Source organism: Massilia soli (genome assembly GCF_016809835.1).
GTDB classification, from domain to species: Bacteria; Pseudomonadota; Gammaproteobacteria; order Burkholderiales; family Burkholderiaceae_D; genus Telluria_A; species Telluria_A soli.
In genome coordinates this window covers 26,021-46,766 of the sequence record NZ_JAFBIL020000008.1, presented here as the reverse complement: position 1 = coordinate 46,766, position 20,746 = coordinate 26,021, and the positions used below count along the sequence as shown (strand labels likewise).

The 20,746-nt window shown below is 62.9% G+C and carries 19 protein-coding genes; 15 read left to right on the top strand and 4 right to left on the bottom strand.

The annotated features are described in order from the left end of the window. Positions 1–2: 2 nt before the first annotated feature. Genes I4X03_RS19060 through map form a run of 4 tightly spaced genes read right to left on the bottom strand, consistent with a single transcriptional unit; the run spans position 3 to position 5,828 of the window. Entirely contained in the window at positions 3–1,616 is a 1,614-nt protein-coding gene (locus I4X03_RS19060; protein ID WP_223469836.1) for a M28 family peptidase, read from the bottom strand. Positions 1,617–1,640: 24 nt separating this feature from the next. Continuing rightward, the gene (locus tag I4X03_RS19055; protein WP_131421353.1) at positions 1,641–2,387 is read right to left on the bottom strand and encodes a pseudouridine synthase; all 747 of its coding nucleotides are present in this window, start codon (positions 2,385–2,387) and stop codon (positions 1,641–1,643) included. A 26-nt stretch (positions 2,388–2,413) separates the two neighbouring features. Next, positions 2,414–4,996 carry a [protein-PII] uridylyltransferase gene (locus I4X03_RS19050; protein WP_223469835.1) on the bottom strand — a complete coding sequence of 861 codons (2,583 nt, stop codon included), beginning with the start codon at positions 4,994–4,996 and terminating at the stop codon, positions 2,414–2,416. Positions 4,997–5,000: 4 nt separating this feature from the next. Next, positions 5,001–5,828 (bottom strand): type I methionyl aminopeptidase, encoded by an 828-nt coding sequence (gene map, locus I4X03_RS19045; protein WP_223469834.1) that lies wholly within the window; start codon positions 5,826–5,828, stop codon positions 5,001–5,003. Between the two features lie 339 nt (positions 5,829–6,167). Here map and rpsB point away from each other — a divergent pair, with 339 nt between their 5' ends. The 15 genes from rpsB (at position 6,168) to rnhB (ending at position 20,744) form a co-directional block, all read left to right on the top strand. After that, positions 6,168–6,914: a 30S ribosomal protein S2 gene (gene rpsB, locus I4X03_RS19040; protein WP_223469833.1), complete on the top strand. Its 747-nt coding sequence runs from the start codon at positions 6,168–6,170 to the stop codon at positions 6,912–6,914. A 98-nt stretch (positions 6,915–7,012) separates the two neighbouring features. Beyond that, entirely contained in the window at positions 7,013–7,921 is a 909-nt protein-coding gene (gene tsf, locus I4X03_RS19035) for a translation elongation factor Ts (protein WP_223469832.1), read from the top strand. Between the two features lie 136 nt (positions 7,922–8,057). Continuing rightward, entirely contained in the window at positions 8,058–8,774 is a 717-nt protein-coding gene (gene pyrH, locus I4X03_RS19030) for a UMP kinase (protein WP_223469831.1), read from the top strand. A gap of 39 nt (positions 8,775–8,813) precedes the next feature. Further along, complete coding sequence (gene frr, locus I4X03_RS19025) at positions 8,814–9,374, top strand: ribosome recycling factor (RefSeq protein WP_223469830.1); 561 nt, start codon at positions 8,814–8,816, stop codon at positions 9,372–9,374. A gap of 122 nt (positions 9,375–9,496) precedes the next feature. Continuing rightward, positions 9,497–10,249 (top strand): polyprenyl diphosphate synthase, encoded by a 753-nt coding sequence (gene uppS, locus I4X03_RS19020; protein WP_223469829.1) that lies wholly within the window; start codon positions 9,497–9,499, stop codon positions 10,247–10,249. Then, positions 10,249–11,079 (top strand): phosphatidate cytidylyltransferase, encoded by an 831-nt coding sequence (locus tag I4X03_RS19015; RefSeq protein WP_223469828.1) that lies wholly within the window; start codon positions 10,249–10,251, stop codon positions 11,077–11,079. The genes uppS and I4X03_RS19015 overlap by 1 nt, the downstream gene beginning before the upstream one ends. An 11-nt stretch (positions 11,080–11,090) precedes the next feature. After that, positions 11,091–12,272, top strand: coding sequence for a 1-deoxy-D-xylulose-5-phosphate reductoisomerase (gene ispC / locus I4X03_RS19010; protein WP_223469827.1), 1,182 nt, complete (start codon positions 11,091–11,093; stop codon positions 12,270–12,272). Next, complete coding sequence (gene rseP / locus I4X03_RS19005; protein ID WP_223469826.1) at positions 12,269–13,609, top strand: RIP metalloprotease RseP; 1,341 nt, start codon at positions 12,269–12,271, stop codon at positions 13,607–13,609. The genes ispC and rseP overlap by 4 nt, the downstream gene beginning before the upstream one ends. Before the next feature lie 62 nt (positions 13,610–13,671). After that, positions 13,672–16,008 carry an outer membrane protein assembly factor BamA gene (gene bamA / locus I4X03_RS19000; RefSeq protein WP_223469825.1) on the top strand — a complete coding sequence of 779 codons (2,337 nt, stop codon included), beginning with the start codon at positions 13,672–13,674 and terminating at the stop codon, positions 16,006–16,008. Positions 16,009–16,062: 54 nt separating this feature from the next. Then, positions 16,063–16,581 (top strand): OmpH/Skp family outer membrane protein, encoded by a 519-nt coding sequence (locus I4X03_RS18995; protein ID WP_223469824.1) that lies wholly within the window; start codon positions 16,063–16,065, stop codon positions 16,579–16,581. A gap of 19 nt (positions 16,582–16,600) precedes the next feature. Further along, positions 16,601–17,650: a UDP-3-O-(3-hydroxymyristoyl)glucosamine N-acyltransferase gene (lpxD, locus tag I4X03_RS18990; protein WP_223469823.1), complete on the top strand. Its 1,050-nt coding sequence runs from the start codon at positions 16,601–16,603 to the stop codon at positions 17,648–17,650. Beyond that, a complete protein-coding gene (gene fabZ, locus I4X03_RS18985) occupies positions 17,647–18,135 on the top strand; it encodes a 3-hydroxyacyl-ACP dehydratase FabZ (RefSeq protein ID WP_223469822.1) in 489 nt (162 codons plus the stop codon). Before lpxD ends, fabZ begins: the two co-directional genes overlap by 4 nt. Next, positions 18,135–18,923, top strand: coding sequence for an acyl-ACP--UDP-N-acetylglucosamine O-acyltransferase (lpxA, locus tag I4X03_RS18980; RefSeq protein WP_223469821.1), 789 nt, complete (start codon positions 18,135–18,137; stop codon positions 18,921–18,923). The genes fabZ and lpxA overlap by 1 nt, the downstream gene beginning before the upstream one ends. Next, the gene (gene lpxB, locus I4X03_RS18975; RefSeq protein ID WP_223469820.1) at positions 18,907–20,073 is read left to right on the top strand and encodes a lipid-A-disaccharide synthase; all 1,167 of its coding nucleotides are present in this window, start codon (positions 18,907–18,909) and stop codon (positions 20,071–20,073) included. Before lpxA ends, lpxB begins: the two co-directional genes overlap by 17 nt. Beyond that, positions 20,070–20,744, top strand: coding sequence for a ribonuclease HII (gene rnhB / locus I4X03_RS18970; RefSeq protein ID WP_223469819.1), 675 nt, complete (start codon positions 20,070–20,072; stop codon positions 20,742–20,744). The genes lpxB and rnhB overlap by 4 nt, the downstream gene beginning before the upstream one ends. Positions 20,745–20,746 lie beyond the last annotated feature (2 nt).

The window sequence follows — 20,746 nt, the reverse complement described above, 5'->3', positions numbered from 1 at the left end:
TCCTACCGCTTCACAGCCCCAAACGCCTCACCCTTCCTCCAGGTCGGCATCGTCGGCGCGTTCGCCACTTCGTAGCCGAGGTTCAGCGTGAACTGGGCCTGCTGCACCATGCCCGACAGGTTCCACGCCGGGTTGTACTCGTCGCTGACCTGGTGATAGTGCTTGGTGAAGCCAACCATCTTCTGGCTCGACGCCGAGTGGTCATGTTCGAAGTCGAACGAGCCGTCGCCCGAGAATACCGCAGAACCGACATTGAACGCCGGGATGCCGGCTTTGGCGAACGCGAAGTGGTCGGCGCGGAAAAAGGCGCCGCCAAGGTCGGGTACCGTCGGAGCGAGGCGCAGGCCCATCGCCTTTGCCACCTTGGCGGCGCTGGCGTGCAGGCTGCTGCGCTCGGAACCCGCCACGCCGATGTCGCGCGTGCGGCCAACGAAGTTCAGGCTGTCGAGGTTCAGGTCAGCCGCGGTTTTCGCCAGCGGCCAGAGCGGATTGCGAGTGTAGCCGGTGGCGCCGATCAGCCCTTGTTCTTCGGCTGCCGTCCACAGGAAGATCTGCGTGCGCCTGGCCGGCTTGGCCACTGCCGCCTGGGCCATCGCCAGCAGCGCGGCGCTGCCCGATGCGTTGTCGATCGCGCCGTTCCAGATGTGGTCCGGCTGGCCCGGAACTTCGAGCTTGCCGAGGTGGTCCCAGTGCGATGAGTAGATCACCGCTTCTTCCTTCAGCTTCGGATCGGTGCCTGGCACGATCCCCGCGACATTGGTCTCTTCAATGTTGCGGTGCTGGCTGTCGATGGCGACCGTCGCCCTGGCGTTCAGGTCGACCGGCTTGAAACCGCGTACTTCGGCTTTCGCCCGCAGCGCATCGAGGTCATGTCCGCCGGCGGCGAACAGGCTGCGCGCGGTGTCCTCATGAATCCAGCCCTGCATCGCATTGCCCTTGCCGGCAAGGCGGAACTGCTCGCGCGCGAAGCCGTTGGCCGGCACGCTCCACGGGTACGAGGCCGATTCGGCGGTGTGAATCAGCAGCACGCCAGCAGCGCCCTGGCGCACGGCTTCTTCAAACTTGTAAATCCAGCGGCCGTACCAGGTCAGCGATTTGCCCGCGAAGCGGTTCGGTTCCTGGGCGGTCGGCTTCGGGTCGTTGACCATCATGACGACGACCTTGCCCTTGACGTCGAGGCCCGCGTAGTCATTCCAGTTTTCGTCCGCCGCGTCAATGCCGTAACCGACAAAGATCATCGGCGCTTCGAACCGCGTTTGCGGGGCATCGTTCGCGTTCCCGAACACGATGTCGTTGCCGAGTACCGGAGCGAAAGCTTTGCCACCCGCTTCAAATTTCACCGAGCTCGTTGGCAGCGTTTTGCTACCGACGATCTTGACCGGCTGGCGGTAGCTGTTGCCAACCGCTGGCTTGAGGCCGATGATGGCCGCCTGCGTTTCGATGTACTTGACGGCGAGTTCGCCGCCGCGCTGGCCGGTGCCGCGACCTTCGAGCAGGTCGTCCGCCAGGAAGGCGAGGTGCGCGCGCAGCGGTACCTCGGCGACGGATTGGGCCGCAGCGATAGCGGTGTGGCTGGCCAGGATCAAGCCGGCAGCAAGTACAGGGAATTGGCGCATCAGGTCTCCGTTATAAAACTGTCGTTAGAATTGTTCGTCAGGGCGCAGGTAGCGCCATTTGCCGACCGGCAGGTCGCCCAGCTTGACCTTGCCGATGCGGACGCGCTTCAGCCCAACCACCTTCAGGCCGACCATGTCGCACATGCGGCGGATCTGGCGCTTCTTGCCTTCCTTGAGGGTGAAGCTGAGCTGGTCGTCGTTTTGCCAGCGTACCTTGGCCGGCAGCAGCGGTTTGCCGTCCATCCAGAGGCCGAAGCACAGCTTCTTCAGGTCCGATTCCGGCAGCTTGCCTTCCTTGGTGTATTCGACGCGCACCAGGTATTCTTTTTCGACGGTGGTGGTTTCGCCGATCAGCGTCTTTGCCACGCGGCCGTCCTGCGTCAGGATCAACAGGCCGACCGAGTCGATGTCCAGGCGCCCGGCCGGCACCAGGCTGCGCAGCTGGGTCGGGTGGAAGGTCTCGGGCGACGGGTCTTCTTCCCAGCGGTTCTCCGGCTTGATCAACGCGACCGCCGGCGTGTAGCCGTCTTCGGCCTGGCCGCTGACATAACCCATCGGCTTGTTGATCAGGATCGTCACGCGCTTGGACTGCTCGGCGGCGGCCTGGCGTTCGACCGTGATCTTCTGGTGCGGCAGGACCTTGCTGCCAAGTTCGGACACAACCTGCCCATCAACCCGCACCCAGCCGCGGGCGATCCATTCATCTGCTTCGCGGCGCGAAGATAGCCCGAGTTCGGACATGCGTTTCGAAAGGCGTACTAATTCAGTCATCGTGTTCTTTACTATTGGAGTGCTGTTTAAACTTTGAGGGCATCGAGCAGGTCGGTCTCGAGCTGGATCTGGTTGCGCGCGTTATTGAGCGCCGCGCCGTCGATCAGGAACACGTCTTCGACCCGCTCGCCAAGCGTCATGATCTTGGCGGTGTGGACGTTGATGCGGTAGCGCGTGAGGACGTTGGCGATCGAATAGAGCAGGCCGGTGCGGTCATTGGCGGCGATCGACAGCAGGTAGTACTGGCCGCGCTCGTCCGGCCGCAGGTCGACCGTCGGGGCGATCGGGAAGGTGCGCGACAGGCGCGACAGGCGCCCGCGCGTGGGCACCGGCAGCGGCGACTGCGATACCAGCAGTTCGCAGATCTCGTGCTCGATCAGGTTGATGATGTCGCGGTAGCTCTTGGCGAAGTTCTGCTCGGTGACGAGGAAGGTGTCGAGCGCATAGCCGTGCCGCGTGGTGTGGATCTTGGCGTCGAGGATGCTGAAGTTCTTGCGGTCGAAGTAGCTGCAGATGCGCGCGAACAGGTCGGGCTGGTCCTTCGTGTAGACCGTCACCTGCAAGCCTTCGCCAATCGGCGCCAGCCGGCACTTGACGACCGGGCGCTCGCTGTCGATGCGGTCGTACAGCGAACGGGTTTGCCATGCGATGTCGGAGGCGTCGTGGCGCAGGAAGTAGGCCATGTCGAGCCTGGACCACAGCGCTTCATGCGCGTCCGGCGCCAGGCCAAACAGGCGCAGCGTGGCCATCGCCTCGACCTGGCGGTTTTTCAGTTCGCGGTCGGCCGAGGGCGGCTCGCCGCCAAGCACGCGCAGGGTGATGCGATACAGGTCTTCGAGCAGCTTGGCTTTCCACGCGTTCCACACCTTCGGGCTGGTGCCGCGGATATCGGCAACCGTCAGCAGGTACAGCGCGGTAAGGTGGCGTTCGTCCTTGACCAGGTTGGCGAACGACTGGATGACGTCGGGGTCCGACATGTCCTGCTTTTGCGCGACGGTCGACATCATCAGGTGCTCGCGCACCAGGAAGGCCACCAGCTCCGTGTCTTCGGCGCTGATGAGGTGTTCTTCGCAGAACTGCGTCACGTCGGCCACGCCGAGGAGCGAGTGGTCGCCGCCACGGCCTTTGGCGATGTCGTGGAACAGCGCCGCCACATACAGCAGCCATGAGCGCGGGAAGTTGGCAATCAGCTGGCTGCAGAACGGGTATTCATGCGCGTGTTCCGTCATCGTGAAGCGGCGCATGTTCCGTACCACCATCATGATGTGCTGGTCCACCGTGTAGACGTGGAACAGGTCGTGCTGCATCTGCCCGATAATCGGGCGGAAGCTCGGCAGGTAGCGACCCAGCACGCCGGTATCGTTGAGGCGGCGCAGCGCGTGCACCAGGCCGACCGGTGCCTGCAGAATGCGCAAGAAGTACGCACGGTTGACCGGGTCGGCGCGGAACTCCGCGTCGATCAGCGAGCGGGCGTGCCACAGCGCGCGCATGGTTCGCGCCGTCATGCCTTTCAGGTGCGGGCGCTCCGTCATCAGCACGAACATTTCGAGGATGGAGGAGGGCGTGGTCTCAAAGACGTTGTCGTCGGCGATATCGATAAAGCCGCCGACATCGTCGAAACGCTCGTTGATCGCCTCCGGCACCGAGTCTTGCGGGAACAGCTGCGCTTCGATGTTTTGCAGCAGGATGGTGTTTAGCTGGGTTACCGTCTTGGCGGCCCAGTAGTAGCGCTGCATCAGGTATTCGCTGGCGCGGCGCAGGTGGGCGCCTTCGCCGGTGGTCTTCAGGCCGAAGGTTTCAGCGATTGGCGTTTGCAGGTCGAACAGCAGGCGGTCTTCGCGCCGGTTTGCCTGCAGGTGCAGGCGGATGCGGATGTCCTTGAACGCGCTTTCCTTTTCCATCAGCTGGCGCGCTTCGGTTTGCGTGATCAGGCCGCGCAGGGCCAGCTGGCCCCAGGAGTTGGCCAGGCCCGCCGCTTTGGCGACCCACAGGATGGCCTGCAGGTCGCGCAGGCCACCGGGGCTTTCCTTGCAGTTCGGCTCGAGGCTGAACGCGGTGTCTTCGTACTTGGCGTGGCGCAGGCGCATCTCGGCCATTTTGGCCTGGAAGAAGGCCTGCGGGTCCATCGCATCGCTGTAGCGCTGCTCGAGCTCTTCAAACACCGGTGCGGCGCCGGTGATCAGGCGCGCTTCCAGCAGGCTGGTTTGCACAGTGATGTCGGCGGCCGATTCGACCAGGCATTCGTCGACGGTGCGGATGCTGTGGCCAATCTCCAGGCCCAGGTCCCACAGCAGCTGCACCAGTCCTTCCAGGCGCGCCTGGGTCAGCGCGTTGGCCGGTTCGGCCAGCAGGATCAGCAGGTCAACGTCGGAGAATGGAAACAGCTCGCCGCGGCCGTAGCCGCCCACACCCACCAGCGCCGCGTCGGGCGGCATGCTGGAGGCGTCCCAGGCATCGGTGAGTATCGCGTCGACGCTCTGGCGCAGCGAGCGCAGCAGCTTTTCAGGTTTGCTGTCCTCGCTGAATGCGGCGATGAGCTGCGCACGGTCCGCCTTCAGCCTTTGCTTGAGAAGGTCGCGCGTTTTGCTCCTGTGCGCCGCCGCTGGCATGGCGTTACGCCGCTACGGCTTGAGCCGGGGCGCCAATGATGGCAGGCGGAGGCGGGCTGCCGGCCGACAGGGTCAGCACTTCATAGCCGGTTTCGGTCACCAGGATGGTGTGCTCCCACTGCGCCGACAGGCTGCGGTCCTTGGTTTTGATGGTCCAGCCGTCACCCATTTCACGGATGTCGCGGCGGCCGGCGTTGATCATCGGCTCGATGGTGAAGATCATGCCCGCTTCGAGCTTTTCCAGCGTGCCCGGACGGCCATAGTGCAGTACCTGCGGCTCTTCGTGGAAGACCTTGCCGATGCCGTGGCCGCAGAATTCGCGCACCACGCTGTAGCCGCTCTTTTCGGCGTGCTGCTGGATCACGTGGCCGATGTCGCCCAGGTGCGCGCCAGGGCGGACCTTGGCGATGCCGAGCCACATGCACTCGTACGTCACTTCCGACAGGCGGCGCGCCAGGATCGACGGTTCGCCGGCGAAGAACATGCGGCTGTTGTCGCCGTGGTAGCCATCCTTGATGACGGTGATGTCGAGGTTGACCACGTCGCCGTTCTTGAGGACCTTGTCGCCCGGGATGCCGTGGCAGATCACGTCGTTGACCGAGGTGCAGATGGCCTTCGGATACGGGGTGTAGCCCGGCGGGCAGTAGTTCAGCGGCGCCGGGATCGTACCCTGGACGTTGACCATGTATTCATGGCACAGGCGATCGATCTCGCCGGTGGTGACGCCGACCTTGACGAACGGCGTGATGTAATCGAGGACTTCCGAAGCGAGGCGGCCAGCGACGCGCATGCCTTCGATGTCTTCTGCGGTTTTGATGGAAATGGTGGACATAGTGGTCACAATCGACAAAAAGCGTTTATAGCGGGAATGGCCTCATTATAAGTGATCGCAGGCCAATAGGTTTCGCGTCGTTCCCGCGCAGGCGGGAACCCATAGCGCGCCGGCCCCAAGGGGCATGGGTTCCCGCATGCGCGGGAACGACGGGCCGCGACTGCATGCATTCCAGTGCACGCAACACTTGAAAACATGGCCAAAACCGGCTAGAATCTCGGGTTGCTTGAATTCAGTTCCAAGCAATGTTGTCAAATTACTTGTTAAATCGCGAATCCGGCCTCAAAGGGTGCCCTCGAGGTGACTGGCCGGATTCCAGACCCAACCCTGGAGAATCACATGTCCGTAACAATGCGCGAAATGCTGGAAGCCGGTGTCCACTTCGGTCACCAAACCCGTTTCTGGAACCCAAAGATGGCTCCTTTCATCTTCGGTCACCGCAACAAGATCCATATCATCAACTTGGAAAAGACGATGGGTATGTATCAAGAAGCAATGAAGACCATCAAGCAGATCTCCGCTAACCGCGGCACGATCCTGATGGTTGGCACCAAGCGCCAGGCACGCGACATCATCGCTGCTGAAGCTGCTCGTGCTGGCGTACCTTTCGTCGACCAGCGCTGGCTGGGCGGCATGCTGACCAACTTCAAGACGATCAAGACCTCGATCAAGCGCCTGAAGGACATGGAAGCGGCCATCGAAGACGGTTCGGCTGAGAAGCTGTCGAAGAAAGAAAACCTGATGTTCCAGCGCGAGATGATCAAGCTGCAGAAGGCCATCGGCGGTATCAAGGACATGGGCGGCGTTCCTGACGCAATCTTCGTCGTTGACGTCGGCTACCACAAGGGTGCGATCACCGAAGCTGGCAAGCTGGGCATCCCAGTCATCGGCGTGGTTGATACCAACCACTCGCCAGAAGGCGTGACCCACGTCATCCCAGGTAACGATGACTCGTCGAAAGCAATCACCCTGTACGCTCGCGGCGTCGCCGATGCGATCCTCGAAGGCCGCGCTAACGCGACCAACGAAGTGGTCCAGATGGCCAAGTCGTCGGACGAGTTCGTAGAAGTTTCCGAGCAAGCATAACTGGCGGCAGGGCAACCTGCTGATCAAGTAGAAAAAGGGGTGGCATCTGCTCCCCCTTTTTTTTAAACAGAATACGAAACACACTTAGGAGAATTCTTATGGCAGCGATTACTGCAGCAATGGTTGGCGAACTGCGCGCCAAGACCGATGCGCCGATGATGGAATGCAAAAAAGCACTGACCGAAGCCGAAGGCGACATGGGCCGTGCGGAAGAGATCCTGCGCGTCAAGCTGGGCGGCAAGGCATCGAAAGCATCGTCCCGTATCACCGCTGAAGGCGTGGTAGCATCGTTCATCGCCGGCGGCGTTGGCGCCCTGGTAGAAGTGAACAGCGAGACCGACTTCGTGGCAAAGAACGACGACTTCCTGGCGCTGGCAGCGAATGCAGCCAAGCTGGTCGCCGAGCACAACCCTGCTGACGTCGCAGCCCTGCTGGCACTGCCGCTGGACGGCAAGACCCTGGACGAAGTGCGTTCGGCACTGATCGGTAAAATCGGCGAAAACATGTCGATCCGCCGCTTCCAGCGTTTCGAGACCACCGGCAAGCTGGCTGCGTACCTGCACGGCGCCCGTATCGGCGTCATGGTAGAGTTCGAAGGCGCGGACGAGCAGGTTGGCAAGGACGTGGCGATGCACATCGCTGCAATGAAGCCAGTAGCACTGTCGTCGAACGAAGTGCCAGCTGAACTGATCGAAAAAGAGCGTTCGGTTGCCGCTCTGAAAGCTCAGGAAGATGCTGACGCTGCTGCTGCTGCAGGCAAGCCAGCGCAGTCGCCGGAAATCCTGGCCAAGCGCCTCGAAGGTTCGGTTCAGAAGTACCTGAAAGAAGTGTCGCTGCTGAACCAGGCGTTCGTAAAGAACGACAAGCAGTCGATCGAGCAGATGCTGAAAGAAAAGAACACCACCGTGAAATCGTTCACGATGTATGTTGTTGGCGAAGGCATTGAAAAGAAGCAAGACGATTTCGCGGCAGAAGTTGCTGCGCAAATGGCTGCTTCGAAGCAGTAAGTTGGAAAGCGGGCCGGAAGGCCCGTTTTTTTAACTCGTGCCACCTATCCTCATGGACAGGTGAGGGCGGAGGTGGCGGCCACAAGCCGCTTGCCGCCCGGACCCGAATACAACCGTCATTTTTAGGAGCCCACCCATGTCGAAACCAGCTTACAAACGCGTCCTCCTGAAACTGTCCGGCGAAGCTCTGATGGGCGATGACGCCTACGGTATCAACCGCGCGACCATCGAGCGCATGGTCGCCGATGTGGCGGAAGTGGCAAAAGCGGGCGTGGAACTGGCAGTGGTCATCGGCGGCGGCAATATCTTCCGCGGCGTTGCGCCTGGTGCGCAGGGCATGGACCGCGCCACCGCCGACTACATGGGCATGCTGGCCACGGTGATGAACGCGCTGGCCCTGGCCGACGCGATGCGCCATGTCGGCATCGTCGCGCGCGTGATGTCGGCGATCGGCATCGAGCAGGTCGTCGAGCCGTACGTCCGCCCGAAGGCGCTGCAGTACCTGGAAGAAGGCAAGGTCGTGATCTTCGCCGCCGGTACCGGCAACCCGTTCTTTACCACCGACACCGCCGCTGCGCTGCGCGGCTCCGAGATCGGCGCCGAGATCGTGCTCAAGGCAACCAAGGTCGATGGCGTATATACTGCCGATCCGAAGAAGGACCCAAGCGCCACCCGCTACGAGTCGATCAACTTCGACGAAGCCATCGCCAAGCACCTGCAGGTGATGGACGCCACCGCGTTCGCACTGTGCCGCGACCAGAAGCTGCCGATCAAGGTGTTCTCGATCGTCAAGCCAGGCGCGCTGATGCGCGTCGTCATGGGCGAAGACGAAGGCACCCTGGTACACGTTTAAGCATCAACCAACAATAATCATCGAACACAGGAGAGCAGCATGACTATCGCTGACGTTAAGAAAAGCGCGCAAGACCGCATGAACAAGTCGATCGACACCCTCAAGGCCGATCTGGCCAAGGTTCGTACCGGCCGCGCCCACACCGGTATCCTCGACAGCATCACGGTCGAATACTATGGTTCGCCAACCGCGCTGACCCAGGTCGCCAACGTAACCCTGGTCGACGCGCGTACCATCGGCGTGCAGCCATTCGAGAAAAAAATGGCCGCCACCATCGAAAAGGCGATCCGCGACTCCGACCTGGGCTTGAACCCATCGTCGCAGGGCGACATGATCCGCGTGCCGACCCCGGCGCTGACCGAAGAACGCCGCAAGGAAATGGTCAAGCTGTGCAAGGGCGAAGCGGAAGATGCGAAAATCGCCGTGCGCAACATCCGCCGCGATGCGAACGAGTCGCTGAAGAAACTGGTGAAAGACAAGGCCATTTCGGAAGACGAAGAGCGCCGCGCATCGGACGAGATCCAGAAGCTGACCGACAAGTTCGTGCTCGACATCGAGAAGGTCGTCGCTGAAAAAGAGAAAGAAGTCCTGACCGTGTAATAATTGCAGGTTGGCGGCCCGCCGAACGGACGTGCCGCCATCCACGCACGCATGCTCGGCAGGTGCGCGGCCTCGGCGGCAGGCACGCTTACCCGCCCTACGTTTTTTCTGGCCCAGGATCTATGATTTTCAAGAGTTCGACGACAGCAGTCCCTGAAGTGGCAAACATGCCGCGCCACGTTGCCATCATCATGGACGGCAACGGCCGCTGGGCGACCAAACGGTTCATGCCGCGCGTGGCTGGCCACGTCAAGGGCGTCGAAGCCGTACGCGGCGTGGTGGAAGCCTGCGCGCTGCGCGGCATCGAGTACCTGACCCTGTTTGCGTTCTCGTCCGAGAACTGGCGCCGTCCGGAAGAAGAAGTGTCGCTGCTGATGCGCCTGTTCGTGACCGCCCTCGAGCGCGAAGTGTCCAAAATGCACGCGAACAACATCCGCCTGAAGGTGGTCGGCGACCTGTCGCGCTTCGATGCCAAGCTGCAAGAAATGATCGCCGCGGCAGAGCGCCGCACCGCCAACAATACCCGCCTGACCGTCACCATCTGCGCCAACTATGGCGGCCGCTGGGACATCATGCAGGCAACCAACAAAATGGTCGCCGCCAACCCTGGCGTGGCCGATTTCGCCGAAGAGCAGCTGGCCGAGCACCTGGCGATGGCTTACGCGCCCGAGCCCGACCTGTTCATCCGCACCGGCGGCGAAGAGCGCATCTCCAACTTCCTGCTGTGGCAACTGGCGTACTCGGAGCTGTACTTCACCGATACCTACTGGCCCGATTTCGACGTCGACGCCCTCGACGCCGCCATTTCGTCGTACCAGTCGCGCGAGCGCCGCTTCGGCCGCACCGGCGACCAGCTGGCCGGAGAGACCGCATAATGCTCAAGACCCGCGTCATCACCGCCATCATCCTGCTCGTCGCGCTGCTCGGCATCCTGTTCGGCGGCTATTACCCGTTGTTCGCCGCCGCGATCGTGCTGTTCCTGGTCGCCGCAGTATGGGAAACCTTCCAGCTGTTCGGCTCGTCCAAGAAGCAGGCGTTCGCAATCGCGCTGTTCTGGGGCGCCGCGTTCGCCTACACTTTCCTGTTCCAGACCAACCAGTCGACCCAGTTCTGGTTCGCGCTGTGCGCCGCCATCTGGCTGGTGCGCTTCGTGCCGGCGCTTGGCCATGGCCTGCCGCCGCCGCAAGGCCTCGGCAACACGCTGCTGGGCACCGTATACGGTCTGTCGCTGGTCGGCTGCTTCGCCGCGATCGTGGTGTTCTACCAGCACTCGCCGATGTATCTGCTGTCGGTGATGGCGCTGGTGTGGGTGGCCGATATCGGCGCCTACTTCTCGGGCAAGGCCTTCGGCAAGCGCAAGCTGGCGCCGTCGATCTCGCCCGGAAAATCGTGGGAAGGCGCGATCGGCGGCGGCATCGCCGTGCTGCTGTTCTCCGCCGCGCTCATTTTGTCCGACAACCCGATGGTGGCTGACACCTTCGTCGTCAAACTTCAATCGTCGCGTGGCTGGCTTGCCGCCATGGCGATCCTGGTCGTGATCGTCGCCGCCAGCGTGGTCGGCGACCTGTTCGAATCGATGCTCAAACGCCGCGCCGGCGTCAAGGACAGCAGCAACCTGCTGCCTGGCCACGGCGGCGTGCTTGACCGGATCGACGCACTGGTCCCGGTCCTGCCGTTCGCTGCGCTGATCGACGCCTGGCTCTGAAAAGGCGCACTATGCAAAGCATCACTATCCTTGGCGCGACCGGCTCGATCGGCGTGTCGACGCTGGACGTGCTCGCGCGTCACCCTGACAAATACAAAGTCTTCGCGCTGACCGCGCATGCCAAGGTCGACGAACTGGCCGCCCAGTGCGCGCAGTTCCTGCCGGCGCACGCCGTGGTGGGCACGGCTGAAGCGGCGCAGAAACTGTCCGCGCTGCTGCGCGAAAAGGGCCTGCGCACTGAGGTGGCATATGGCGAGGAAGCGCTGTGCGCCGTCGCCTCCAGCCCCAACACCGACACCGTGATGGCCGCGATCGTCGGCGCCGCCGGCCTCGCGCCGACGCTCGCCGCGGCCCGCGCCGGCAAGAAGATCCTGCTGGCGAACAAGGAAGCGCTGGTCATGTCCGGCCAGCTGTTCATGGACGCGGTCGAAGAGAACGGCGCGACCCTGCTGCCGATCGACAGCGAACACAATGCGATCTTCCAGTCGTTGCCGCAGTCGTATGCACGTTCGCCGCGCGGCGCCGGCGTCGCCAAGATCCTGCTGACCGCATCGGGCGGCCCGTTCCTGGCGCGCGCCGTCGAGACGCTGGAAGCGGTCACGCCGGACCAGGCCTGCAAGCACCCGAACTGGGTGATGGGCCGTAAAATCTCGGTCGATTCGGCCACCATGATGAACAAGGGCCTCGAAGTGATCGAGGCGCACTGGCTGTTCGGCGCGCCGGCGAACCTGATCGAGGTCGTGATCCATCCGCAAAGCGTGATCCATTCGATGGTGTCCTATGTCGACGGTTCGGTGATCGCCGAGCTGGGCAACCCTGACATGCGCACCCCGATCGCCAACGCGCTGGCGTTCCCGGAACGGATCGAGTCCGGCGTCGCGCAGCTGGACCTGACCGCCATCGGCACGCTGCAGTTCGAAAAGCCCGACTTCCAGCGCTTCCCGTGCCTGGCGCTCGCCTTCGAAGCGCTCGAGGCTGGCGGCACCGCGCCGGCGCTGCTCAATGCCGCCAACGAAGTGGCGGTGCAGGCCTTCCTTGAACACCGCATCGGCTTTCGCGACATCGACCGCGTGATCGCGCGCGTCATGCACGAAAACGACCATGGCGCCGCCAGCAGCATCGAGGCCGTCATGGCGCAGGATGCCAGGGCGCGCAGCGCCGCCGAAACCATCATCTCAGGCATACAACGATGAACTTCATCACGACAGTGCTCGCGTTCCTGCTGGCACTGGGGCCGCTGATCATCTTCCATGAACTCGGCCACTACGCGGTCGCGCGGCTGTGCGGCGTGAAGGTTCTGCGCTTCTCGGTCGGCATGGGCAAAGTGGTTTGGTCGCGCCGCTTCGGCAAGGACCAGACCGAATGGGCTGTGTCGATGCTGCCGCTGGGCGGCTACGTCAAGATGCTCGACAGCCGCGATCCGGACGCAGCGCCGCTGTCGCCGGACGACGAAGAGCGCGAATTCACTCGCAAGAGCGTGTGGCGCCGCATCGCCATCGTGGCCGCCGGTCCGATCGCCAACTTCATTCTCGCCATCGTGGTGTTCGCCGGCCTGTTCATGCACGGCATCGCCGAACCTGGCACGCGCGTTCGCGCGATGGGTGAAACCACGGCTGCCTGGCAGGCCGGCCTGCGCGGCGGCGACCAGATCGTCGCTGTCAACGGCGAGCCAATCGGCGCCTGGTCCGAGCTCAATTGGGAAGTCATTTCGTCGGCGCTGGACAAGCAGGACGTGCGCCTGGAAGTCGAGCGCCCGTCGCAAGGCCGTGTAGGCTTCGAGCTGCCTGCCGCGTCGTTCGACGGACTCGATCCGGATGCCGACCTGCTGGGCGCCGTCGGCATTTCGGTCGCGCGTCCGGCGCCCGTGCTGGGCAAGATCCTGCCGGGCGGCGCTGCCGAAAGCGCAGGCCTGGAAAGCGGCGACCTGGTGGTGTCGGTCGACGGCAAGCCGATCCTTGATGGCATCGCCTTCATCGAGGCGCTGCGCCCCGCCGGCGGACGCACGGTGCAGGTCGACGTCAATCGCGGCGGGCGCCTGTTTACGATTCCGGTCACTCCCGAGCGCGATCCCCAGAGCGGTTTCGGCCGCATCAAGGCGGAAGTGGCGCTGGCGCCGGAGTTGGTGACGGTCAGTTCCGGCCCGCTGGAAGCGGTGGGCAGGGCGGTTCGCAAGACCTGGGACACCAGCGCGATGACTGTCAAGATGATCGGCAAGATGATCATGGGCGATGTCTCGCTCAAGAATGTCACCGGACCGATCACGATTGCCGACTACGCGGGCCAGACCGCGCGCATGGGCGTGGTGACCTTCCTGATCTTCATTGCCTCTATCAGCATCAGTCTTGGCGTGATGAATCTGTTACCAATTCCGGTTCTGGATGGTGGCCTTTTGCTGTATTATTCGCTGGAAGTTTTGACCGGCCGCCCCTTGCCGGAGCGGATCGCCGAATTTGCGCAGCGCGCTGGTGTCGCCATGCTGGTGATGCTGATGGCGCTAGCCGTCTTCAACGACGTGGCACGGCTGCTGTAAAGCCCCTGCCTGCAGTCCCGAATAACGTATTGTGCCTATTGATCGACCCTTTGATTTAGCCGATGAAATTACAATCTGATCGTTCCGCATTGCCTTTCTTTCGCCGCAGCCTGATCGGCGCCGCCGTTGTGGTGCTGTGCGCCGGACCTGCGTTTGCAGTTGCACCGTTCGTGGTCAAGGACATTCGCGTCGAAGGTATCCAGCGCACCGAAGCCGGCACCGTCTTCAGCTACCTGCCGGTTCGCGTCGGCGAAACCTTCAACGATGACAAGAGCATCGCAGCGATCAAGGCGCTGTACGCCACCGGCTTCTTCAAGGACGTGCGCCTCGAAGAAGAAAACGGCGTGCTGGTCGTGCTGGTGGAAGAGCGTCCGGCGATCGCCAACGTCGACTTCACCGGCGCCAAGGAATTCGAGAAGGACATCCTGATCAAGGCGCTGAAGGAAATCGGCGTCGGCGATGCGAAAATTTTCGACAAGGCTTCGGTCGACCGCGCCGAGCAGGAGCTCAAGCGCCAGTACCTGTCGCACGGCCTGTACGGCGTCAAGATCACCACCACCGTTACGCCGATCGAGCGTAACCGCGTCACCGTCATGTTCAACATCGACGAAGGCGACGTCGCGCGCATCCGCCAGATCAACATCGTCGGTAACAAGACCTTCTCGGACAAGGAGCTGCGCCAGCTGCTGCAACTGGACACGAGCGGCTGGTTCACCTGGTACAGCAAGGCAGACCAGTATTCGAAGACCAAGCTGACCGGCGACATCGAAGCGATCAAGTCGTTCTACCTGAACCGCGGCTACCTCGAAGCGAACGTCGAATCGACCCAGGTGTCGATCACTCCGGACAAGAAGGACATCTACCTGACCATCAACATCACCGAAGGCGAGAAGTACACCGTCTCCGATGTGAAGGTTGAAGGGGAGATGTTCGGCCGTGAAGAGGAAATCAAGTCGCTGGTCCTGCTCAAGCCGGGCAAGCCTTACTCGGGCGAGCTGCTCACCCTCAGCAACAAGCTGATCGCCGACCGCATGGGCACCTTCGGCTACGCGTTCGCCAACGTGAACGCGAATCCGGAACTGAACCGCGAGAAGCGCGAAGTGGCGTTTACCTTCTTCGTCGATCCGGGCAAGCGCGCTTACGTGCGCCACATGAACATCGCCGGTAACACCGTTACCCGCGATGAAGTCATCCGCCGCGAGTTCCGCCAGTTCGAAGGTTCGTGGTACGACGCGAACAAGATCAAGATGTCGCGCGACCGCGTCGACCGCCTTGGCTACTTCAAGGACGTGACGATCGACACGCCGGAAGCGCAGGGCACGTCGGACCAGGTCGACGTCAACCTGACCGTGGTCGAAAAGCCGACCGGTAACTTCATGATCGGCGGCGCGTTCTCGCAGGCCGAGAAGTTCACCTTTACCGCGTCGATCCAGCAGGCCAACTTCGCCGGCAGCGGCAACACCGTCGGCCTTGAGCTGAACACCAGCCGCTACCTGCGTACGATCGCGTTCTCGCACACCAATCCGTACTTCACGGACGATGGCGTGTCGCGCTCGTTCGAACTGTACCTGCGCACCATGCGCCCGCCTGCACTGAACATCGGCAGCTACACCGTCAAGCAGACCGGCGGACGCCTGTCGTTCGGCGTGCCGTTCTCCGAATACGATACCGTGTACTTCGGCGCAGGCCTGGAGCGTACCCAGATCGAAACCGACGTGACCAGCCCGACCCGCTTCAAGGAATACGTCGCGCAGTTCGGTAATTCGCGCGACGGCATCGGTACCGCCACCACCAACGCCTTGCCTCTGACGGCAGCGTGGGGCCGCGACAGCCGCGACAGCGCGATCACCCCGACCTATGGCCGCTATCAGCGCGCCAACCTCGAGGTCGACCTGGTCGGCGATGCCAAGTACTACCGCGCCGTCTACGAGCAGCAGTGGTACAAGCCGCTGACCAACAAGATCACGCTGGCGTTGAAGGGCGAGTTCGACTACGGCCATGGCCTGCGCGGTAACAAGTACCCGGTCTTCAAGAACTTCTACGGCGGCGGTATCGGTTCGGTACGCGGCTACGTCAGCTCCTCGCTCGGTATCGTCGACCCGAACACCAACGACGCCCTGGGCGGCGCGGTGCGCGTGATCGGTAACGCCGAATTGCAGATGCCATTCCCTGGCGGCGGTCCTGACCGCAGCCTGCGCTGGTTCGGCTTCCTCGACGCAGGCCAGGTCTACCAGGAAGGCCAGACCATCCGCGCCAACGAGCTGCGTTTCTCGACTGGCCTGGGTATCAGCTGGATTTCGCCGGTGGGCCCGCTCAAGTTGAGTTATGCTAAGCCTTTGAACGCAAAGCCGGGCGATCGCCTGGAGCGCTTCCAGTTCCAGATGGGTACCGGGTTCTGACGCAGTGCTCACGCTTTGCGACAGCGACGTTTCAATCAGATTGCGGAGAATAAGTTGAAAACTGCCTTTACCTCAATGTCGAAACAGCTGCTGCTGTTTGCGCTGTGCGCCGTTCCGCTGGCCCAGGCGCATGCGCAGGCGGCCGGAAGCCGCATCGCCTACGTCGCGACCGAACGCCTGATGACCGAATCGAAGCTGGCGAAAAAGGCGGACGAACGCATCGAAGCCGAGTTCTCCAAGCGCGACAAGTCGATCAACGAACAAATCGACAACGTGCGTTCGCTGGCCGAAAAGTTCGAGCGCGAAGCGCCGAAGATGACGGAGATCGACCGTACCCGGCGCACCCGCGAGCTGATCGACATGGAAAAAGACGTGCAGCGCAAGCAGCGCGAGTATCGTGAAGACCTGATGCAGCGCAAGAACGAAGAACGCGCCAACATCGCGACCAAGGCATACAAGATCATCGAACAGATCGCCGCGCAGGACCAGCTTGACGTCGTCATCTACGAGGCCGGCTGGTTCAATCCACGCATCGACATCACCGACAAGATCTTGAAGCAACTCGACAAATAACAGAAACAGGAACTACCAGATGGGCACTCGACTGGGTGAATTGGTCGAACGCTTGGGAGGTGAGCTGGCGGGTGACCCGAATATCGACGTCACGGGCATCGCGCCGCTGGCCGATGCAGGCGCTTCGCACATCAGCTTCCTAAGCAATAGCAAACTGCGCGCGCAAGCCGCGCAAAGCGGGGCCGCGGCCCTGATCCTGTCGCCGGCCGACAGCGAGACCGTTGGCGCGACCTACCCGGGTGCGCGCATCGTCACCAAAAATCCGTACGCCTATTTTGCCCGCGCCGCGCAGTACTTCGAGTCGCTGACGGCGTTCGTGCCCGCGCCCGGCGTGCATGCGAGCGCGTATGTCGCCGACGGCGCCACGGTCGATCCTTCGGCCCATGTGGGGCCGCATGCGACGGTGGAAGAGGGCGCGCGGATCGGCGCCGGCGCGGTCATCGGCGCGGGCTGCTTCGTCGGCCGGAACGCCGTCATCGGCGCCGATACACAGCTGTTCGCCAACGTGACCTTCCATGCCGGCTGCCAGATCGGCGCGCGCGGCATCGTCCACTCGGGCGCGGTGATCGGCACCGACGGCTTCGGCTTCGCCAATGAAGGCGGCGTGTACATCAAGATTCCGCAAACCGGGCGCGTGGTCATCGGCGACGATGTCGATATCGGGGCCAACACGACCATCGACCGCGGCGCGCTGGCCGACACCATCATCGAAGACGGCGTCAAGCTGGACAACCAGATCCAGATCGGCCACAACTGCCACATCGGCGCGCATACCGCGATGGCCGGCTGCGTCGGCGTGGCCGGCAGCGCAAAGATCGGCAAGTACTGCACCTTCGGCGGCGCCGCGATGGTGCTGGGCCACCTGACGATCGCAGACCACGTGCATATCTCGTCGGGCAGCATGGTGTCGCGCTCGATCGCCGAGCCGGGACAGTACACCGGCTTCTACCCGCTGGCGAAAAACGCCGACTGGGAAAAAACCGCGGCGATTGTTCGCAACCTGGACACGATGCGCGATAAAATCCGCGCGCTGGAAAAAACAATTAAAACCCTGACAGAACAAAAATGACCACTACCGAAAACAAGACCCTCGACATTTGCCAGATCAAGGCGCTGCTGCCGCACCGTTATCCGCTGCTGCTGGTGGACCGCGTGCTGACCTGGGAAGCGAACAAGTCGATCACCGCGATCAAGAACGTCACCGTCAACGAAGAGTTTTTCAACGGCCACTTCCCGCACAAGCCGGTCATGCCGGGCGTGTTGATGATCGAAGCGCTGGCGCAGACCGCCGCGCTGCTGTCGTTCCTGACCATGGGCGTCAAGCCGGATGAGAATTCGGTGGTGTATTTCGTCGGCATCGACAACGCGCGTTTCAAGCGTCCGGTCGGTCCTGGCGACCAGCTCAAGATGGACGTCGAGATCCTGCGGGTCTCGCGCGGCATCTGGAAATACAAGGCAGTCGGCACAGTGGACGGCGCCGTGGCGCTGGAAGCTGAACTGATGTGCACAATTCGCGCCACCGACGACGCGAGCAAGCCAGCAGCGGGGCAGTAATGAGTACGATCCACCCAACCGCGATTGTCGATCCGAAGGCGCAGCTCGACAGCACCGTCGAGATCGGCGCGTATTCGATCATCGGACCGAACGTGCAGATCGGCGCGCGTACCGTCGTTGGCCCGCACGTGGTCGTCGAAGGCCACACGACGATCGGCGAAGACAACAAGTTTTTCCAGTTCTCGTCGATCGGCGCCGCGCCGCAGGACAAGAAGTGGGCGGGCGAACCGACCCGGCTGGAAGTGGGCGACCGCAACACCGTGCGCGAGTTTTGCACCTTCAACCTGGGCACCACCCAGGACCAGGGCGTCACCCGCCTGGGCAACGATAACTGGATCTCGGCCTACGTCCACCTGGCGCATGACTGCCAGGTCGGCAGCAACACGATCTTCTCGAACAATGCGCAGCTGGCCGGCCACGTCGAAGTGGGCGACTGGGCGATCCTGTCTGGCTACGCCGGCGTGCACCAGTTCTGCAAAATCGGCGCGCATGCGTTTGTCGGCATGTACACCAGCCTGACGCAGGATGTGCCGCCGTTTGTGCTTGTCTCGGGCAACCCGGCCGGTGCGCGCGGCGTCAACATCGAAGGCCTGAAGCGGCGCGGCTTTACGCGCGCCCAGATCGACGGCATCCGCGCGGCCTACAAGCTTATCTACCGTAACAACCTGACGCTGGACGAAGCCAAGGCGGAGCTGGCGAAGCTGCAGGCCGACATGCCGGAAGCGGCCACGCAGGTCGGCGCGATGCTGGACTTCCTGGGTAGCGCTACCCGTGGCATCGTCCGCTGACATAGCGGTCGCCGTCGTCGCCGGCGAGGTGTCCGGCGACATGCTCGCAGGGCGCCTCCTGGCAGGCCTGCGGCCGCATCTTCCCGACGCACGCTTTTACGGCATTGGCGGTCCGCGCATGGCCGAACAGGGTTTCGTGTCCGACGTACCGATGGATACGCTGACCGTGCGCGGCCTGTTCGAGATCATCCCGCGCTACCGCGAGATCAAGGCCATCCAGAACACGCTGCGCGACCGCCTGATTGCGGACAAGCCGGATGTATTCATCGGCGCCGATTATCCCGGCTTTAACCTCGGGCTGGAGATGCAGCTGCGCGAAGCGGGCATCCCGACCATGCACTTCGTCAGTCCGCAGATCTGGGCCTGGCGCGGCGGGCGCATCAAGAAGATCCAGAAGGCCGTGTCGCACATGCTGGTGATCTTCCCGTTCGAGGAAGAGATCTACCGGAAGGCTGGCGTGCCGGTGACGTACATCGGCCATCCGCTGGCCGAGATGATCCCGATGGAGCCGGACGAGCTGGCGGCGCGCCGCCAGCTTGGCATCCCCGAAGATGCGCGGGTGGTCACGGTGATGCCGGGCAGCCGCATGGGCGAGCTCAAATACCTGGCGGCGCCGTTCGTGGCCGCTGTCAGCCTGCTGGCCAAGCGCGATCCAAGCCTGCGCTTTGTGGTGCCGATGGCCGGCGAGCGCCAGCGCCAGTACTTCATGCAGCTGGTGCGCGAGGCGGGCCTGTCGGACGTGCAGATCGACCTGGTCGACGGCCAGTCGCATACCGCGATCGCGGCGGCCGATGCGGTGCTGGTCGCATCCGGCACCGCGACGCTGGAAGTGGCGCTGTTCAAGAAGCCGATGGTGATCGCCTACAAGGTGATGCGCGCCTCATGGGAGATCATGCGCCACATGGGCTACCAGCCGTGGATCGGGCTGCCGAACATCCTGGCGCGCGAATTCCTGGTACCCGAATTTTTGCAGCACGCCGCCACGCCGCAGGCGCTGGCCGAGGCGGTATGGCAGCAGCTGGAAGACGTGCCGGGCCGGCTGAAGCTGGTCCAGCGCTTTACCGAGATGCACCACAGCCTGCTGCGCAACAGCGCGGAAGAAAGCGCCGCCGCCGTCATGCGCGTCATACAATCGTCCAAGGCATCATGAGAACCAAGAAAGTCAATTTTTACCCTGGGCTGAAGAAGAACGCGTTGCCGTTCACGGCCGACGATATCGTCTGCGGCGTCGACGAGGCCGGCCGCGGCCCGCTGGCCGGCCCGGTGTTCGCCGCAGCGGTGATCCTGCACCCTGACCGTCCGATCCTCGGCCTGCGCGACTCCAAGAAGCTGACCGCCGAGCGGCGCGACGAGCTGGCCCCGCTGATCAAGGCCAATGCGATCGCCTGGGCGATCGCCGAGTGCTCGCACGAGGAAATCGACACGATCAACATCCTGCAGGCCACCATGCTGGCGATGCGCCGCGCGGTGGAAGCCTTGTCGACGCTGCCGACGATCGCCCTCATCGACGGCAACCGCAGCCCGGTGATGACGATCCGCTGCCATCCGATCATCGAAGGCGACGACAAGGTGCACGCGATTTCGGCCGCATCCATCCTCGCCAAAACCGCGCGCGACGCCGCGCTGGTGGCGCTGCACGCGCAGTACCCGCAGTACGGCTTCGACCAGCACAAGGGATACAGCACCGCGATGCACATGGAGCGCCTGCGCGAACATGGCCCATGCCCGGTGCACCGCCGCTCGTTCGCACCGGTGCGCGCGGCCATGGCTGGCACGCTGACGGGCGAAACCATCCCGTTCGACTTCGCAGTGGAAGGCTGACG

What these genes read in the sequence shown, in the direction of transcription:
- I4X03_RS19060 (WP_223469836.1), bottom strand. Translation starts at nt 1,616, where the DNA reads ATGCGCCAATTCCCTGTACTTGCTGCCGGCTTGATCCTGGCCAGCCAC.
- I4X03_RS19055 (WP_131421353.1), bottom strand. Translation starts at nt 2,387, where the DNA reads ATGACTGAATTAGTACGCCTTTCGAAACGCATGTCCGAACTCGGGCTA.
- I4X03_RS19050 (WP_223469835.1), bottom strand. Translation starts at nt 4,996, where the DNA reads ATGCCAGCGGCGGCGCACAGGAGCAAAACGCGCGACCTTCTCAAGCAA.
- map (WP_223469834.1), bottom strand. Translation starts at nt 5,828, where the DNA reads ATGTCCACCATTTCCATCAAAACCGCAGAAGACATCGAAGGCATGCGC.
- rpsB (WP_223469833.1), top strand. Translation starts at nt 6,168, where the DNA reads ATGTCCGTAACAATGCGCGAAATGCTGGAAGCCGGTGTCCACTTCGGT.
- tsf (WP_223469832.1), top strand. Translation starts at nt 7,013, where the DNA reads ATGGCAGCGATTACTGCAGCAATGGTTGGCGAACTGCGCGCCAAGACC.
- pyrH (WP_223469831.1), top strand. Translation starts at nt 8,058, where the DNA reads ATGTCGAAACCAGCTTACAAACGCGTCCTCCTGAAACTGTCCGGCGAA.
- frr (WP_223469830.1), top strand. Translation starts at nt 8,814, where the DNA reads ATGACTATCGCTGACGTTAAGAAAAGCGCGCAAGACCGCATGAACAAG.
- uppS (WP_223469829.1), top strand. Translation starts at nt 9,497, where the DNA reads ATGATTTTCAAGAGTTCGACGACAGCAGTCCCTGAAGTGGCAAACATG.
- I4X03_RS19015 (WP_223469828.1), top strand. Translation starts at nt 10,249, where the DNA reads ATGCTCAAGACCCGCGTCATCACCGCCATCATCCTGCTCGTCGCGCTG.
- ispC (WP_223469827.1), top strand. Translation starts at nt 11,091, where the DNA reads ATGCAAAGCATCACTATCCTTGGCGCGACCGGCTCGATCGGCGTGTCG.
- rseP (WP_223469826.1), top strand. Translation starts at nt 12,269, where the DNA reads ATGAACTTCATCACGACAGTGCTCGCGTTCCTGCTGGCACTGGGGCCG.
- bamA (WP_223469825.1), top strand. Translation starts at nt 13,672, where the DNA reads ATGAAATTACAATCTGATCGTTCCGCATTGCCTTTCTTTCGCCGCAGC.
- lpxD (WP_223469823.1), top strand. Translation starts at nt 16,601, where the DNA reads ATGGGCACTCGACTGGGTGAATTGGTCGAACGCTTGGGAGGTGAGCTG.
- fabZ (WP_223469822.1), top strand. Translation starts at nt 17,647, where the DNA reads ATGACCACTACCGAAAACAAGACCCTCGACATTTGCCAGATCAAGGCG.
- lpxA (WP_223469821.1), top strand. Translation starts at nt 18,135, where the DNA reads ATGAGTACGATCCACCCAACCGCGATTGTCGATCCGAAGGCGCAGCTC.
- rnhB (WP_223469819.1), top strand. Translation starts at nt 20,070, where the DNA reads ATGAGAACCAAGAAAGTCAATTTTTACCCTGGGCTGAAGAAGAACGCG.